The organism is Methylobacterium sp. SyP6R, from assembly GCF_019216885.1.
GTDB lineage: Bacteria > Pseudomonadota > Alphaproteobacteria > Rhizobiales > Beijerinckiaceae > Methylobacterium.
Genome location: NZ_JAAQRC020000001.1, coordinates 3,150,764 through 3,165,385, shown reverse-complemented (window position 1 = coordinate 3,165,385; position 14,622 = coordinate 3,150,764). Strand labels below are relative to the sequence as shown.

The following is a 14,622-nucleotide window of genomic DNA, read 5'->3' as shown; positions in this document are numbered from 1 at the left end:
CGCGGACGACGAAAAGGGCGGGGCCGGCGGGCCGACCCCGTCCCTTCTCGGGATTACGGCACCGGCGTTTCGCCGTGCTGCCCGTCGAGCGTCACGCCCTCGCTCGGCACGGCATCGGCCACCGCTTCCGCCCGGCGCAGATCCGGGAAGGTCGCCTCGGCGACGAGCTCGGCCAGAGCCTGGTCGAGCGGCAGCGTGCGGCTCTGCGGGCTGCCGAGGCGGCGGATCGAGACGGTGCGCTCCTCGCCTTCCTTGCGGCCGACGACCAGCATCACCGGCACCTTGGCGTGGGAATGCTCGCGGACCTTGTAGTTGATCTTCTCGTTGCGAAGATCGGCCTCGGCCCGCAGCCCCGCCGCGTCCGCCGCCTTCAGGACCTCGCGGGCATAGGGGTCGGCCTCGCCGGTGATCGTCGCGACGACCACCTGGAGCGGCGCCAGCCAGAGCGGGAAATGGCCGGCGAAATGCTCGATCAGGATGCCGGTGAAGCGCTCCATCGAGCCGCAGATCGCCCGGTGGACCATGACCGGGGTCTTCTTCTGCCCGTCGGCATCGACGAAGAACGCGCCGAACCGCTCCGGCAGGTTGAAGTCGACCTGCGTGGTGCCGCATTGCCAGTCGCGGCCGATGGCGTCGCGCAAAACGTACTCGAATTTCGGGCCGTAGAAGGCGCCCTCGCCGGGGTTGATCGCGGTCTTGATCCGCCCGCCGGACTGCTCCTCGATCTGGGAGAGCACCCGGGTCATCACCTCCTCGGCGTGATCCCACAGGGCGTCCGAGCCGACGCGCTTCTCGGGCCGGGTCGAGAGCTTCACCACGATCTCGTCGAAGCCGAAATCGGCGTAAGTCGAGAGGATCAGGTCGTTGATCTTCAGGCACTCGGCGGCGAGCTGGTCCTCGGTGCAGAAGACGTGGGCGTCGTCCTGCGTGAAGGCCCGCACCCGCATCAGGCCGTGCAGCGCGCCCGACGGTTCGTAGCGCGAGACCGCGCCGAACTCGGCCATGCGCAGCGGCAGGTCGCGGTAGGACTTCAGCCCGTGCTTGAAGATCTGGACGTGGCCGGGGCAGTTCATCGGCTTGATCGCGAAGACGCGGTCGTCCTCGGTCTTCGTGACGAACATGTTCTCCCGGTACCAGTCCCAGTGGCCGGACGTCTCCCACAGGGCCTTGTCGAGGATCTGCGGCGCGTTCACCTCGGCGTAGTCGCCCTTCAGGCGCCGGCGCATGTAGGCGATCAGCGACTGGAACAGGGTCCAGCCCTTCGGGTGCCAGAACACCACGCCCGGCCCCTCCTCCTGGAAGTGGAAGAGGTCCATCTCGCGGCCGAGCTTGCGGTGGTCGCGGCGCTCGGCCTCGGCGAGGCGGTTCAGGTAGGCGTCGAGATCGGCTTGGGTCGCCCAGGCGGTGGCGTAGATCCGGCTCAGCATAGGCTTCGTCGAATCGCCGCGCCAATAGGCGCCGGCCACCTTCATCAGCTTGAAGGCGCTGCCGATCTTGGCGGTCGAGGTCATGTGCGGGCCGCGGCAGAGGTCGAACCACTCGCCCTGGCGGTAGATCCGCAGGTCCTCGCCCGGCGGGATCGCGTCGACCAGCTCGACCTTGAAGTGCTCGCCCTTCTGCTCGAACAGCCTGCGCACGTCGTCGCGGGCCCAGATCTCCTTGGTGAAGGGGGCGTCCCGGGCGATGATCTCGCGCATCCGCGCCTCGATCGCCGGGAAGTCCTCCGGCGAGAACGGGGTCTCGCGGTGGAAGTCGTAGTAGAAGCCGTTCTCGATCACCGGGCCGATCGTGACCTGCGTCTCCGGCCACAGCGACTGCACGGCCTCCGCCAGGACGTGGGCGCAATCGTGCCGGATCAGTTCCAGCGCCCGCGGGTCGGTACGGTCGAGGAACTCGATGCGGGCATCCGCCTCGATCGTGTCGCCGAGGTCGCGGACAGAGCCGTCGAGAGCCATCGCCACGGTGCGCTTGGCCAGGGACTTGGCGATGCCCTCGACGACGGTGCGGCCGGTCACGGCGCCGTCGAAGGACCGCGTATCGCCGTTGGGAAATGTCAGGATCGGCATGGGTCTCGAAAAGCTCCTCGGGGCTCACTCCTGCGCACGGTGCAGGTAAGCCGGATGGTGGACACGAATCCGGCGGGCTTCAGCCACGCACCGGACGCCGCGCCGTATAGCAGCGATGACGGGACATGTCAGACACAGTCCTGCACCTTCGCCCGCGTCTTCGCGCTCAGCCCTCGACGCGCTCGCAGAGCGGCGGCGGCGCGTTGACCCCGCGCCAGCGGGCATAGGCCCAGGGGCGGTGCCAGGCGGCACCAGGAGGCGGGGCGTCCGGCACGAGGTCGATGCCGTGGGTGCCGAACGGGCCGCAGCGGCAGATCCGGGCGAATCCCATCCAGCCGCCGGCCCAGAGGCCGTGGCGCTGGATCGCCTCGTCGGTATAGGCCGAGCAGGACGGCCAGTGCCGGCACTGGCGCCCGACGAGGCCCGACAAGGTCAGCTGGTAGCCGCGGATGGCGAGATGCGCCGCGCGGCGGGTCGGGCTCACGCCGGCACCGCCTCTTTTTGGGCGGCGATCTGGTCGAGGGCGTCCACCACCGCGTCGAAGGTGAGCAGCGTCGAGGCGTGGCGCGCCTTGAAGTCCCGCACCGGCTCCAGCACCGCGAAATCGGCGAACTTCCCCTCCGGGGCCGGCCCGTTCTCCTTCAGCATCCGCCGCACGGTCTCGCGAAGTGCGCGCAGTTCCTCGGCGCTCGCCCCGACCACGTGACGGGCCATCAGCGAGGAGGCGGCCTGGCCGAGCGCGCAGGCCTTCACGTCGTGGGCGAAGTCGGTGACCGTGCCGCCCTCGGCGACGAGATCGACCGTCACGGTCGAGCCGCACAGCTTCGAGTGCTTGGACGCGCTCGCCCCCGGGCGCGGCAGGCGGCCGAGGCGGGGGATGTCCGCCGCGAGGGCGAGGATGCGGGCATTGTAGATGTCGTCGAGCATGGCATTCGTACTTTGGACGAGAGGGGCCGCGGGACGGACGAATCGGACTTGACCGAACCGGTCTGACTTTGGCTTGACGGAAGGATGGGTTCGGACGCGGTGACCTGCTGCGCGCCCGGTGCATTGCGCGCGCCGGACGGATTTCCGATATAGGCACGGTTGCCGGGCGGTGCGAGGCGCGGCCGGATCGGGGCGCATCTTTCGGTCCCGGCATGGCTGCCCGACGGGGGCGGTCTCGATCTTGGAGGCGTGATGGACGCGGTGCTGAAGTCCTTGTCGGTCCGGTCCCCGGAGGCGGCCGACAAGCGCAGCGACGCCCCCCGGCCGGCGCGCGTCACCGAGCGCCCGACCCGCCAGGAGGCCGAAGCCGCCGTGCGCACCCTGCTGCGCTGGGCCGGCGACGATCCGGAGCGCGAGGGCCTGCTCGAGACGCCGCAGCGGGTGGTGAAGGCCTACGAGCAGATTTTTGGGGGCTACCGCCAGGATGCCGACGCCATCCTCGACCGGGTGTTCGAGGAGGTCGAGGGCTATTCCGACATCGTGCTGGTACGCGACATCCCGTTCCACTCCCATTGCGAGCACCACATGGTGCCGTTCATGGGGCATGCCCACATCGCCTATTATCCGCGCCGCGGCGTCGTCGGGCTCTCGAAGCTCGCCCGGGTGGTCGACACCTTCGCGCGCCGGCTCCAAACCCAGGAAACGATGACCGCCCAGATCGCCGAGGTGATCGATTCGGTGCTGCATCCCCGCGGCGTCGCCGTGATGGTGGAGGCCGAGCACCTGTGCATGGCGATGCGCGGCGTGCAGAAATCCGGCGTCTCGACCATCACCACCCAGTTCACCGGCGTCTTCAAGCAGGACCCGACCGAACAGGTCCGCTTCCTCACCCTCGTGCGCGACCGGCGATGAGCGCGCTTCCCGTGTTTGCCCCGCCCGGCGACAAGCGGGCGCTGGAAGAGGGCGAGGTGTTCACCCCGCGCTTCGGGCCCGACGGCCTCATCACGGCGCTCGCGGTCGATGCCGACACGGGCGCGGTGCTGATGCTCGCCCACATGAACGCCGAATCGCTGGCGCGCACGCTTATTACCGGCGAGGTCTGGTACTGGTCGCGCTCGCGGGCCGAGCTCTGGCACAAGGGTGCGACCAGCGGGCAGATCCAGACGCTCGTCGAGATGCGGGTCGATTGCGATCAGGACGCGCTCTTGCTGCGGGTGCGCGTCGGCGGCGACGGCGGTTGCTGCCATACCGGGCGGCGGGACTGCTTTTATCGGGGTGTGGCGTATGATCCCCAGAGCGGGGCGGTGAAGCTGGTTCCCCGCGCCTCGTAGAGCGCATAGATCAACCCTCCCCCCTCTGCGGGGGAGGGTGGCGAGCGGAGCGAGCCGGGAGAGGGGCAGCGCGACGCGCTGATTCAGTCGGCGCCCTTCATCAAGGTCGCGACCTCTCCGGAAGCGTGGTTACCCTCTCCCGCCCCACTCCGTGGGGCACCCTCCCCCGCAGAGGGGGGAGGGTTCAGGCGTCGCGGGTTTTCACCGCTTCAGCGTCGCCAGCCCCTTGAGGTACATCTCCGGCAACCCGTTCTCCCGGCCCGCCGCGATCACGCCTTCCAGGTAGCCCGGCCGCGGCACCCCACCGTTGCCGCGCCCGAGATACACCAAGGCCCGCCGCACCCCGCCCTCGGTCGAGACCGGTTGCTGCGCCTTGACGTAGAGCCCGCTCGCCACGCCCTCGTAGCGGTCGAGGGCCGGCACGTCGGAGAGCGCCAGATCCCAGAGCACGCCCCAGACCGTCCCGGTGGGCGAACGCTCCACCGAGGCGTAGCCCTCGCGCATGATCACCAGGCGGTGGCGGTTGAGCCGGCCGAGGCCGATGACCCGCGAGGCGGGGCAGCGCCGGGCCATGGCGGCCCGGTCCATGTTGGAGCCGTAGGCGAAGTAGAGCGGCACGAACGACCGGTCAGGCGAATTCGAGGATCACCGCGTCGACTGCCAGGCTGTCGCCCTCCTTGGCCTGGATGGTCTGGACGGTGCCGTCGCGCTCGGCGCGCAGCACATTCTCCATCTTCATCGCCTCGACGATCGCCAGCGGCTCACCCGCCTTCACCTCCTGGCCGGGGGTGACCATGATGCTCTTCACCAGGCCCGGCATCGGGCAGAGCAGCTGCTTGCCCGAACCCGCGACCTCCTTGACCGGCATCAGGGCGGCGAGCTCCGCCTCGCGCTTGGTGTAGACCCGGGCCTCGGCGGCGGCACCCGCATGCTGCAGGAACACGCCGTTGAGGAGGGGGCGGACCTGGATCGCCGCCAGCTCGCCGTCGATGAAGCCGGTCCAGACCGGCTCGCCCGGGAGCCAGTCGCTGTCGACCTGCCACTCGGTCCCGTCGGAGAAGGCGACCGAGACCCCGTCATTGGTGGTCTCGACGATGGCCTCGAACCGCTCGTCCCCGAGCAGCACAACCCGCTCGTGCTCGAAGCGCAGCAGGTACGGCTCGCGCATCTGGCCCGAGATGCCGCGCTTGCGCTCGTTCTGCAGGTGGTCGATCGCGGCGGCGGCGGCCGCCATCCGGCGCGCCACCTCGCCCGCGGGCTTCGGTGCCTCGAACCCGTTCGGGAATTCCTCCGCGATGAAGCCGGTGGAGAGCCGGCCCTCCTGCCAGCGCGGATGGTGCATCAGCGCCGAGAGGAACGGGATGTTGTGGCGGATGCCGTCGATCGCGAAGGCGTCGAGGGCCTGGGCCTGGGACGAGATCGCCTCGTCGCGGGTCGGCGCCCAGGTGACGAGCTTGGCGATCATCGGATCGTAGTGGATCGCGATCTCGCTGCCCTCCTCGACGCCGGTATCGTTGCGCACGATCGCCTCGCCGAACGCGCCCTCCTCCGGCGGCCGGTAGGTGGTGAGCCGGCCGATCGAGGGCAGGAAGTTGCGGGTCGGATCCTCGGCATAGACGCGGCTCTCCACCGCCCAGCCGTTGAGCTTCACGTCGGCTTGCGCGATCGGCAGCTTTTCGCCCGCCGCGACCCGGATCATCAGCTCGACGAGGTCGAGGCCCGTGATCATCTCGGTCACCGGATGCTCGACCTGGAGCCGCGTGTTCATCTCGAGGAAATAGAACGACTTGTCCTGACCGGCGACGAACTCGACGGTGCCGGCGGAATCGTAGTTCACCGCCTTCGCAAGCGCCACGGCCTGCTCGCCCATCTTGCGCCGGGTCGCCTCGTCGAGGAGCGGCGACGGCGCCTCCTCGATGACCTTCTGGTTGCGACGCTGGATCGAGCACTCACGCTCGCCGAGATAGACGACGTTGCCGTGCTTGTCGCCGATGACCTGGATCTCGATGTGGCGCGGATCGGTGATGAACTTTTCCACGAAGACCCGGTCGTCGCCGAAGGACGAGGCGGCCTCCGAGCGGGCGCGGGCAAAACCCTCCGCCACCTCGCCGGCCGAATGCGCGATGCGCATGCCCTTGCCGCCGCCGCCGGCCGAGGCCTTGATCATGACGGGATAGCCGATCTCGTCGGCGATGGTGACGGCGTGTTCCGGGCTCTCGATCACCCCGAGGAAGCCCGGCACGGTCGAGACCTGGGCGGCGGAGGCCGCCTTCTTCGACTCGATCTTGTCGCCCATGGCGGCGATGGCGCCCGGGTTCGGGCCGATGAACACGATGCCGGCGGCTTCGAGCGCCTTCGGGAAGGCCTCGCGCTCGGACAGGAAGCCGTAGCCGGGATGGACGGCCTGGGCGCCGGTCTGCCGGCAGGCCTCGACGATCTTGTCGATGACGAGGTAGGACTGCGCTGCGGCGGCAGGGCCGATATGGACCGCCTCGTCGGCCATGGCGACGTGGAGCGCGTCGCGGTCGGCGTCGGAATAGACCGCCACCGTCTTGATCCCCATCCGGCGCGCCGTCTTGATGATGCGGCAGGCGATCTCGCCGCGGTTGGCGATCAGGATCTTGTCGAACATCGGAGCGCGCACTCGAGCCTTCAGGGGGAGCCGGACCCGGGTGGATCACACCCAAGCTCACCCCCGTTAAAGCATGGCGCGCGCGCCGCAAAGCCGGCTGTTCTCGGCCAAACGGGCGAAGCCCGTTCTCACGCGGCGCAAAAGGGCGAAGCCCGATCTCACGCAGCAACCGCGTAGGAGATGATCCCCTCGTCCTCGGCGCCGGCCCGGGCCTGGTTGGCCTTGAGCGCGAAGGCGATCAGCACCGGATCGTTGGTCTCGGCCTCGCGCACCACCTCGACGGCGATGCGGGCGCCCGTCGCCGTCGGGCCGCGGCCGCACGCCAGCGAGGCGGCGAGCCAGTGGGCGGTGTCGGCGTCGATGTGCCCGGTCGGGCGCTCGCCCCACACGGCGAAATCCACCACCGAGGCGACCAGCCACTCGCCGAACGCCTCGTCGGCATCGGGCATCGCCCGGTCGAGGCCGAACAGCATGTCGGCCTCCTCCCGGCAGGTCAGCCCGTCGGGCAGCACCGTGCGGTTCAGCTCGCGCACGTCCTCAAGACCGAGGGTGCCGGCGGCGACGATACGGTTGCAGAAGTGTTGCAGCGCAATGGTGATCATCTGTCCCTGCCTCTTTCGGCTTTTGTTGTGCCGGTGCTTGTCCCTGTGTGATGAGGACTATGCAGGTCGGGAGTCCTTCGACAGGTTAACAGCGGGATCTGAATCCCTGTTCAGGTTAAAGCCCGGCAACGGGACGGCGTTGCCAAAGCGTTGCGAGGGCGGAGCGATAGCGGCTGGGGATCGCACGATCATGCGTAGAGGCGCTGAAAGCCAACCGAGTGGCGGGTATATCCTCGGCATATGCCACGTCGCGGTGCCAGCATCGCGAGACCGACGCCAATGCCGCAGCCACGAGAAGTGCAGCTGTTCTGCAACAATCGCAGCCAAGCCGTGCGCATCCCGGCCGAGTTCGCCTTGCCCGGAGATCGGGTCCGCATCAGCCGCGACGGCGACTGCCTGATTCTGGAGCCTATCGGTAAGAAGGATCTTCTGGAAGTTCTGGCGACCCTCGAACCGATCGAGGAGGATTTTCCCGACTTCGACGCGACGCTGCCGCCGTTGGGCAATGATCCGCTATGACCGACCCGCGCGTTCTGCTCGACACGGACATCATCTCCGATCTGGTCCGCCCCCCTCCGGAACCGTCGCCCGGAAGATCGGCCAAGTCGGCAGCCGAGGCATCGCCGCTAGAGCACTTCACGATCGCATTGCAATCGCGAAGTGCTCAAGGTTTTTGATTTTGCCGCATTTTCTGCGACGAACCGGCATCCACTTCGTCGGAAAATGCTCTATCATCATATCTGTGGCCGAACTCCATTACGGCTGCGCGACGCGCGGGTCGGTGCGACTTCTCCGCCAAGTCGAAGCTGTTCTGGAGGCGATCGATGTCGTCCCGTTCGAGCCTCCTGCCGATGTCATATACGGACGAATCCGCGCCGAGCTTGAGACCGCGGCTCGGCCGATCGGGACGAACGATCTGCTCATCGCGGCCCAGGCTCTCGCACTTGCGGTACCGCCGATCTCACCGCCAACGAGGCGGAGTTTCGGCGGGTCCGCTGGCTGACGGTCGAGAACTGAATTTAGTGCGACCGCCTGTCTAAAGCAAAATTTTTCCCTACTCTCAAATTCCCCAAGACCGTCTTACGGCATCAAAATATTGCCACGATCGACGGCCCCGTTGACATCAAGTTTGTCCGAGATCGAAATCTATCCGTCGGCGTTTCAGGCCGTTGCCCTAACGCGTTAATCCGCGGTCACGCCGCCACCGCGAAAGCCAGAATCTCCTCGACCTCGTCCTCGGCGCCGGCCCGGGCCCGGTTGGCCTTGAGCGCGAAGGCGATCAGCACCGGATCGTTGGTCTCAGCCTCGCGCACCACCTCGACGGCGATGCGGGCGCCCGTCGCCGTCGGGCCGCGGCCGCACGCCAGCGAGGCGGCGAGCCAGTGGGCGGTGTCGGCGTCGATGTGCCCGGTCGGGCGCTCGCCCCACACGGCGAAATCCACCACCGAGGCGACCAGCCACTCGCTGAACGCCTCGTCGGCATCGGGCATCGCCCGGTCGAGGCCGAACAGCATGTCGGCCTCCTCCCGGCAGGTCAGCCCGTCGGGCAGCACCGCGCGGTTCAGCTCGCGCACGTCCTCGAGACCGAGGGCGCCGGCGGCGACGATACGGTTGCAGAAGTGTTGCAGCGCAATGGTGATCATCTGTCCCTGCCTCTTTCGGCTTTTGTTGTGCCGGTTCTTGTCCCTGTGTGATGAGGACTATGCAGGTCGGGAGTCCTTCGACAGGTTAACGGCGGGATCTGAATCCCTGTTCAGGTTAAAGCCCGGCAACGGGACGGCGTTGCCGAATGGTTGCGAGGATCGATCAAAAGCGGGCCGCCGCGATCAGGACGCCGTTCCGGGGCGCAGGTAGCCGAACATGTGCGGGACGTAGTCGGTCTTTCCGAGCTGGACGCCCTGGCTGCGAAGGAGGGCGTAGGCGGTCACGAGGTGGAAGTAGAATTGCGGCAGCGCCCAGTCCCGGGCGTAATCGTCCCCCACCATGTCGAAGGTCAGGCCGGGAAGTTCGAGCGTCGCGGCCGAATCCGCACCGGCATCGAGCGCCTGCGGCGCGAGGGCGTCGAGCCGGGCAAGCGTCGCGGCGATGCAGGCTTGCGCCTCCGACAGGGAGCCCGGCCGCTCGCCCGCCTCCCGTCCCTCGCGAGCCAGGTCGTCGAGGGCCTGCGGCAGGGGCTCGCTCCGGAGCCAGTAGTCGCCTCCTGGGCCTGCAGGCAGGCAAAGCGCACCTGCGACGACAGCGGGAACCTGTCCGGCGCCAGACGCCGGGACATCAGGCCGTCCGCCTCCGCGCCATGATGCGCGCGCGCCTTGTCGAGCCACCCCGAGAGGGCCCGCAGCATCGGCGTGCAGGTGGGGACGAGTTGCCGCGTCAGGGGCATGGATGCTCCTCGGGACGGAGACGGCTTTCCCGAGGCGGCCCGGACGGCACGGTGCCCGGGATGCGACCTGAAGCGCCGCGTCAGGTCGTCGATCGTCGCCGCATCGTCTTTCGACGACCCGGCATCCACGTTGATCGAGAACGCCCTACCGCACGATCACCTTCGCGTCCGCGCCGACCCGGTTGTACAGGTCGACCACGTCGATGTTGCGCATCCGGATGCAGCCCGAGGACGCCGCCTGACCGATCCGCTCCGGCTCGTTGGTGCCGTGGATGCGGTAGAGCGTATCCTTGCCGGTGCCGTCCGCCAGGTAGAGGGCGCGGGCGCCCAGCGGGTTCGCGGGACCGCCCTGCATGGCGTGGACGTGGGGCCAGCGCTTGATCATCTCGGCCGGCGGGTGCCAGTCCGGCCAGGCCGCCTTGCGGAACATCCGCGCCGTGCCGGACCAGCCATAGGCCTCGTCGCCGACGGTGACGCCGTAGCGGATCGCCTTGCGGTCGGGCAGCACGTAATAGAGCTGGCGCTCCTTCGTCTCGACCACGATGGTGCCGGGGGCCTCACCGGTCGGGTCCTCGATCATGTAGCGGGCGAAGCGCCGGTCGATCTCCGGCTCGGGCACCATCGCCATCCACTCCTTGTCCCGGGCCGACAATTCGGGATCGGGGGTGGCGCGGTACAGGCAGCCCGGCAGCGCCAGGAGAATCCCCAGGAGAACGGACCCCGTCAGAACGGTCGAGAGGGCGGGGCGGGGGCGGCGCATCGGGAGAGAACCTTGCAAGGCGGCGGGCGGGTCCGCGAATCAGTCGCCGTCAGAGCCTAAAGCGTGGCGTTAAGCGCGCGAAGCCGGGGACGACGCGCTCCTGCAAGTTGCCGCGCCGGTGTTGCGTCCGGGCCATTGTTGCGTTGGGGGGCCGGCCCTGCCACGGTGGGAGCGGGGACGGCCGGTCACGACACCGGCCGACGGGAACGCTGGACGCGGGCACGATGACGACGCTGTATCTCTGCCATCCGGCCTCCCTCGACCACGCGACGCCGCCGGGCCATCCCGAGCGGGCCGACCGCATCCGGGTGATCGAGCGGGTGCTGGAGGACGAGCGCTTCGCCGCCCTGGTGCGCGAGCAGGCGCCGCTCGCCGACCTCACGGTGGCGGGCCTCGCCCATCCGGAGAACTACGTCGCGGCGATCGCCGGCGCCGCGCCGGACGAGGGGCTGGTCGGCATCGATTCCGACACGGTGATGTCCCCGGGTTCGCTGGAGGCGGCCCGCCGGGCGCTCGGTGCGGCGGTCCGGGCCGTCGACGAGGTGATGGGCGGCCGCGTCGCCAATGCGTTCGCGGCGATGCGCCCGCCCGGCCACCATGCCGAGCGCGAGCGCGCCATGGGCTTCTGCCTGTTCAACACCGCGGCGGTGGCGGCGCGCCACGCGAGGAAGCACCACGGCGCCGCCCGGGTGGCGCTCGTCGACTGGGACGTCCATCACGGCAACGGCTCGCAGGACATCTTCTGGGACGATGCCAGCGTGATGTACGCCTCGACCCACCAGATGCCGCTGTTTCCCGGCACCGGCGCCGCGTCCGAGCGCGGCGAGCACGACACCGTCGTCAACGTGCCGCTGCATGCGGGCGACGACGGCGACACCTTCCGGGAGGCCTTCGCCCACGGCGTGCTGCCGCGCCTCGACGCGTTCCGGCCCGACCTGATCGTGATCTCGGCCGGGTTCGACGCCCATTGGCGCGACCCGCTCGCCAACCTGAAGCTGACGGAAGCCGATTTCGCCTGGGCGACCCGGGAGGTGATGGGCATCGCCGACCGCCGCTGCGGCGGCCGGGTGGTGTCGCTGCTGGAGGGCGGCTACGACCTCATCGGTTTGTCGAAGTCGGTCGCCGCCCATGTCGAGACGCTGATGGGGCATTGACGCCCGCGCCGTGCGGTGAACGGATCGCCGTCCGCCGCACGAGGCCGGGGCGCCCTACCCCTCCGGCGGCTCGTCGCCGACGATCTCGATGCCGAAGCCCGACAGGCCGACATAGGAGCGCGCCGCGCTCGAGATGTTGCGGATCGAGACGACGCCGAGATCGCGCAGGATCTGGGCGCCCAGACCCACCTCGCGCCACTGACGGACGCGGGCGGCTTCCGGCCCGTCCTCGCCGGCGCCGTCGGGCAGTTGCGACAGCGGCACGCCGGCGGTGCCGTCGCGCAGGTAGACGAGCACGCCGCGGCCTTCCTGTGCGAAGCGGCGCATCACCGCCTCGATGGTGCGGCCGCCCTCGATCACGTCCGCCACCACGTTTGAGCGGTGCAGCCGCACCAGCACGTCGCGGCCCTCACCGATGCGGCCATGCACGAAGGCGAATTGCTGCATCGGCTCGAACGGCGTGGTGTAGGCGTAGCCGGTCATCTCGCCCCACTCGGTCTTCACCGGGAAGGTGCCGACCCGCTCCACCAGCTTCTCGCGCGCCTGGCGGTACGAGATCAGCTCGGCGACCGAGATCTGCCTGAGGCCGTGCTTCTCGGCGAAGGCCGTGATCTGCGGCCCCTTCATCACGGTGCCGTCGTCGTTGGCGAGCTCGCAGATCACGCCCACCGGCGGCAGCTTCGCCAGCCGGCACAGGTCGACGGCGGCCTCGGTATGGCCGGAGCGCATCAGCACGCCGCCATCCTTGGCAATCAGCGGGAAGACGTGGCCGGGGCGCACGAAATCGGTGGCGCCCATGTTGCCGTTGGCCAGCGCCCGCGCGGTGTTGCAGCGCTGCTCGGCCGAGATGCCGGTGGTGAGCCCGTGCTTGACGTCGACCGTGACCGTGAAGGCGGTGCCGAGCGGGGCATCGTTCGAGGCGACCATCGGCTCGAGGCGCAGGCGCTTGGCTTCCGCAGCGGTGATCGGTGCGCAGACGATGCCGCAGGTGTTGCGGATGATGAACGCCATCTTCTCCGGCGTGCAGAGCGAGGCGGCGACGACGAGGTCGCCCTCGTTCTCGCGGTCGTCGTCGTCGGTCACGACCACGATCTCGCCGCGGGCGAAGGCGTCGAGGGCCTCGATGATGGATGCGTGGGTCACGGGCATCTCCTGTCCGAGGGCAGTGAGCCCCAAAAGCTCTGCCCCCAAGAAGTCGTTGGGGGTGACGGCGCCGCCGGTCACGCGCGCCACGGCCGCCGCCGTCTCCCGCGAGAGCCAGGGCTCGCGGTTGTTGCACAGGCCGGTCACCGCCGCCGGCGAGAGCCCGCAGCGCCGCGCGAAGTCGAGGCGGGTCACGCCCTGCTGTCGGAGCCAGTCGCCGAGTTTCACGCTCCCGTCATAGCCTGCCGGCGGTTTCAGTCAAACTGAAACGACCGTCCCCTTCACGGAGACTGAATGCCCTCTCCGATTTGCCCGCGGTGGCGCAGCCAGTGGTCGGCGAGCACGCAGGCCATCATCGCCTCGCCCACCGGCACCGCCCGGATGCCGACGCAGGGGTCGTGGCGGCCCTTGGTCAGCACGTCAACCGGGCGGTTGTCGCGGCTGACGCTCGCCCGCGGGGTCAGGATCGAGGAGGTCGGCTTGACGGCGAAGCGGCAGACCAGCGGCTGGCCGGTCGAGATGCCGCCGAGCACGCCGCCGGCATGGTTGGCGAGGAAGATCGGGCGCCCATCGTTCCCCGGCCGCATCTCGTCGGCATTCTCCTCGCCGCGCAAGGCCGCCGCCGCGAAGCCGTCGCCGATCTCAACGCCCTTGACGGCGTTGATCGACATCATGGCGGCGGCGAGGTCCGCGTCGAGCTTGCCGTAGACCGGGGCACCGAGGCCGACGGGCACGCCCTCGGCCACCACCTCGATCACCGCCCCGACCGACGAGCCCGCCTTGCGGATGCCGTCGAGGTAGTCCGCCCATTGGCCTGCGGCGACTGCGTCCGGGCAGAAGAACGGGTTGTTGTGGACCTCGTCCCAGTCGAAGCGGGCGCGGTCGATCGCGTGCGGGCCGATCTGCACCAGGGCGCCGCGGATCGTCACCCCGGGCAGCACCTTGCGGGCCACCGCGCCCGCCGCCACCCGGGCGGCGGTCTCCCGGGCCGAGGAGCGGCCGCCGCCGCGATAGTCGCGGATGCCGTACTTGGCGTCGTAGGCGTAATCGGCGTGGCCGGGCCGGTAGCTGTCGCGGATCTCCGAGTAATCCTTGGAGCGCTGGTCGACGTTCTCGATCATGAGCGCGATCGGCGTGCCGGTGGTGAGCTGGCGCCCGTCGGTGCGGTCGTCGGCGAAGACGCCCGAGAGGATGCGGACCTGGTCCGGCTCCTGGCGCTGGGTGGTGAAGCGCGACTGGCCCGGCCGGCGCCGGTCGAGCTCGGCCTGGATCTCCGCCGCCTCGAGCGGAATCAGCGGCGGGCAGCCATCGACGACGCAGCCGAGGGCCGGGCCGTGGCTCTCGCCGAAGGTGGTGACGCGGAAGAGGTGACCGAAGCTGTTATGCGACATGGCGGCTACGAGCGATGATCCGGCCGCTCTAGAGCATTTTGCGCCGGACGGGAAATGGTCTCCCGCATCGACCGGCCCGGCATCGGCCTCGAGCCGGTGCCCCGGTTCGGCCCTGCCGCCCGTGCTCGACGCCGCCTGGTGGCTTGACATCATCGCGGCCCGGCTCGTACATCCTCTCGCTTTTTGCAGTGCGGCAGAAATATTGCTTCAGGGGATCCAAGCATGAACTGGATGAA

Annotated in this window: 17 protein-coding genes; 5 read left to right on the top strand and 12 right to left on the bottom strand. The window is 69.3% G+C overall.

Going from position 1 to position 14,622, the window contains the following annotated elements:
- Positions 1–53 precede the first annotated feature (53 nt).
- The 3 genes from thrS to HBB12_RS14635 all read right to left on the bottom strand — a co-directional run bounded on the left by thrS (position 54) and on the right by HBB12_RS14635 (position 2,993).
- On the bottom strand, positions 54–2,066 hold the full coding sequence (thrS, locus tag HBB12_RS14645; protein ID WP_236990023.1) for a threonine--tRNA ligase: 2,013 nt from the start codon (positions 2,064–2,066) through the stop codon (positions 54–56).
- A 166-nt stretch (positions 2,067–2,232) separates the two neighbouring features.
- Positions 2,233–2,550, bottom strand: a complete 318-nt coding sequence (yidD, locus tag HBB12_RS14640; protein WP_236990022.1) for a membrane protein insertion efficiency factor YidD — start codon at positions 2,548–2,550, stop codon at positions 2,233–2,235.
- The gene (locus tag HBB12_RS14635) at positions 2,547–2,993 is read right to left on the bottom strand and encodes an iron-sulfur cluster assembly scaffold protein (protein ID WP_236990021.1); all 447 of its coding nucleotides are present in this window, start codon (positions 2,991–2,993) and stop codon (positions 2,547–2,549) included. Before HBB12_RS14635 ends, yidD begins: the two co-directional genes overlap by 4 nt.
- A 252-nt stretch (positions 2,994–3,245) precedes the next feature.
- Here HBB12_RS14635 and folE point away from each other — a divergent pair, with 252 nt between their 5' ends.
- Positions 3,246–3,905: a GTP cyclohydrolase I FolE gene (gene folE / locus HBB12_RS14630; RefSeq protein ID WP_236990020.1), complete on the top strand. Its 660-nt coding sequence runs from the start codon at positions 3,246–3,248 to the stop codon at positions 3,903–3,905.
- Entirely contained in the window at positions 3,902–4,324 is a 423-nt protein-coding gene (gene hisI, locus HBB12_RS14625; RefSeq protein WP_236990019.1) for a phosphoribosyl-AMP cyclohydrolase, read from the top strand. Before folE ends, hisI begins: the two co-directional genes overlap by 4 nt.
- Positions 4,325–4,525: 201 nt before the next feature.
- On the opposite strand, the gene HBB12_RS14620 is transcribed toward hisI, so the two are convergent.
- From HBB12_RS14620 to HBB12_RS14610, 3 genes are all read right to left on the bottom strand, one after another.
- Positions 4,526–4,942 (bottom strand): gamma-glutamylcyclotransferase family protein, encoded by a 417-nt coding sequence (locus tag HBB12_RS14620; RefSeq protein ID WP_236990018.1) that lies wholly within the window; start codon positions 4,940–4,942, stop codon positions 4,526–4,528.
- A 10-nt stretch (positions 4,943–4,952) separates the two neighbouring features.
- Entirely contained in the window at positions 4,953–6,956 is a 2,004-nt protein-coding gene (locus HBB12_RS14615; RefSeq protein WP_236990017.1) for an acetyl-CoA carboxylase biotin carboxylase subunit, read from the bottom strand.
- Between the two features lie 158 nt (positions 6,957–7,114).
- Complete coding sequence (locus HBB12_RS14610) at positions 7,115–7,558, bottom strand: hypothetical protein (RefSeq protein ID WP_236990016.1); 444 nt, start codon at positions 7,556–7,558, stop codon at positions 7,115–7,117.
- Between the two features lie 279 nt (positions 7,559–7,837).
- Between HBB12_RS14610 and HBB12_RS14605 the strand changes: the two genes are divergently transcribed.
- On the top strand, positions 7,838–8,077 hold the full coding sequence (locus HBB12_RS14605) for an antitoxin (RefSeq protein WP_236990015.1): 240 nt from the start codon (positions 7,838–7,840) through the stop codon (positions 8,075–8,077).
- Positions 8,064–8,561 (top strand): PIN domain-containing protein, encoded by a 498-nt coding sequence (locus HBB12_RS34495; RefSeq protein WP_442919265.1) that lies wholly within the window; start codon positions 8,064–8,066, stop codon positions 8,559–8,561. Before HBB12_RS14605 ends, HBB12_RS34495 begins: the two co-directional genes overlap by 14 nt.
- A 190-nt stretch (positions 8,562–8,751) precedes the next feature.
- On the opposite strand, the gene HBB12_RS14600 is transcribed toward HBB12_RS34495, so the two are convergent.
- From HBB12_RS14600 to HBB12_RS14590, 4 genes are all read right to left on the bottom strand, one after another.
- On the bottom strand, positions 8,752–9,201 hold the full coding sequence (locus HBB12_RS14600; RefSeq protein WP_236990014.1) for a hypothetical protein: 450 nt from the start codon (positions 9,199–9,201) through the stop codon (positions 8,752–8,754).
- A gap of 183 nt (positions 9,202–9,384) precedes the next feature.
- Positions 9,385–9,645 carry a DUF1993 family protein gene (locus HBB12_RS34490; RefSeq protein WP_442919361.1) on the bottom strand — a complete coding sequence of 87 codons (261 nt, stop codon included), beginning with the start codon at positions 9,643–9,645 and terminating at the stop codon, positions 9,385–9,387.
- The gene (locus HBB12_RS34485; RefSeq protein ID WP_442919360.1) at positions 9,552–9,899 is read right to left on the bottom strand and encodes a DUF1993 family protein; all 348 of its coding nucleotides are present in this window, start codon (positions 9,897–9,899) and stop codon (positions 9,552–9,554) included. The genes HBB12_RS34490 and HBB12_RS34485 overlap by 94 nt, the downstream gene beginning before the upstream one ends.
- 184 nt (positions 9,900–10,083) lie before the next feature.
- Positions 10,084–10,698: a L,D-transpeptidase gene (locus HBB12_RS14590; protein WP_236990012.1), complete on the bottom strand. Its 615-nt coding sequence runs from the start codon at positions 10,696–10,698 to the stop codon at positions 10,084–10,086.
- Between the two features lie 224 nt (positions 10,699–10,922).
- Between HBB12_RS14590 and HBB12_RS14585 the strand changes: the two genes are divergently transcribed.
- Positions 10,923–11,852: a histone deacetylase family protein gene (locus HBB12_RS14585; RefSeq protein ID WP_236990011.1), complete on the top strand. Its 930-nt coding sequence runs from the start codon at positions 10,923–10,925 to the stop codon at positions 11,850–11,852.
- Between the two features lie 54 nt (positions 11,853–11,906).
- Here HBB12_RS14585 and ribB read toward each other — a convergent pair whose 3' ends face one another.
- Entirely contained in the window at positions 11,907–13,001 is a 1,095-nt protein-coding gene (gene ribB / locus HBB12_RS14580) for a 3,4-dihydroxy-2-butanone-4-phosphate synthase (RefSeq protein WP_236992782.1), read from the bottom strand.
- Positions 13,002–13,276: 275 nt separating this feature from the next.
- Positions 13,277–14,386, bottom strand: a complete 1,110-nt coding sequence (gene aroC / locus HBB12_RS14575) for a chorismate synthase (RefSeq protein ID WP_236990010.1) — start codon at positions 14,384–14,386, stop codon at positions 13,277–13,279.
- Positions 14,387–14,622: the final 236 nt, after the last annotated feature.

Excerpts from the sequence above, each read along its gene's own strand:
- thrS (WP_236990023.1), bottom strand. The coding sequence starts at position 2,066 with ATGCCGATCCTGACATTTCCCAACGGCGATACGCGGTCCTTCGACGGC.
- HBB12_RS14635 (WP_236990021.1), bottom strand. The coding sequence starts at position 2,993 with ATGCTCGACGACATCTACAATGCCCGCATCCTCGCCCTCGCGGCGGAC.
- folE (WP_236990020.1), top strand. The coding sequence starts at position 3,246 with ATGGACGCGGTGCTGAAGTCCTTGTCGGTCCGGTCCCCGGAGGCGGCC.
- hisI (WP_236990019.1), top strand. The coding sequence starts at position 3,902 with ATGAGCGCGCTTCCCGTGTTTGCCCCGCCCGGCGACAAGCGGGCGCTG.
- HBB12_RS14615 (WP_236990017.1), bottom strand. The coding sequence starts at position 6,956 with ATGTTCGACAAGATCCTGATCGCCAACCGCGGCGAGATCGCCTGCCGC.
- HBB12_RS14610 (WP_236990016.1), bottom strand. The coding sequence starts at position 7,558 with ATGATCACCATTGCGCTGCAACACTTCTGCAACCGTATCGTCGCCGCC.
- HBB12_RS14605 (WP_236990015.1), top strand. The coding sequence starts at position 7,838 with ATGCCGCAGCCACGAGAAGTGCAGCTGTTCTGCAACAATCGCAGCCAA.
- HBB12_RS34495 (WP_442919265.1), top strand. The coding sequence starts at position 8,064 with ATGATCCGCTATGACCGACCCGCGCGTTCTGCTCGACACGGACATCAT.
- HBB12_RS14600 (WP_236990014.1), bottom strand. The coding sequence starts at position 9,201 with ATGATCACCATTGCGCTGCAACACTTCTGCAACCGTATCGTCGCCGCC.
- HBB12_RS34485 (WP_442919360.1), bottom strand. The coding sequence starts at position 9,899 with ATGCTGCGGGCCCTCTCGGGGTGGCTCGACAAGGCGCGCGCGCATCAT.
- HBB12_RS14590 (WP_236990012.1), bottom strand. The coding sequence starts at position 10,698 with ATGCGCCGCCCCCGCCCCGCCCTCTCGACCGTTCTGACGGGGTCCGTT.
- HBB12_RS14585 (WP_236990011.1), top strand. The coding sequence starts at position 10,923 with ATGACGACGCTGTATCTCTGCCATCCGGCCTCCCTCGACCACGCGACG.
- ribB (WP_236992782.1), bottom strand. The coding sequence starts at position 13,001 with ATGCCCGTGACCCACGCATCCATCATCGAGGCCCTCGACGCCTTCGCC.
- aroC (WP_236990010.1), bottom strand. The coding sequence starts at position 14,386 with ATGTCGCATAACAGCTTCGGTCACCTCTTCCGCGTCACCACCTTCGGC.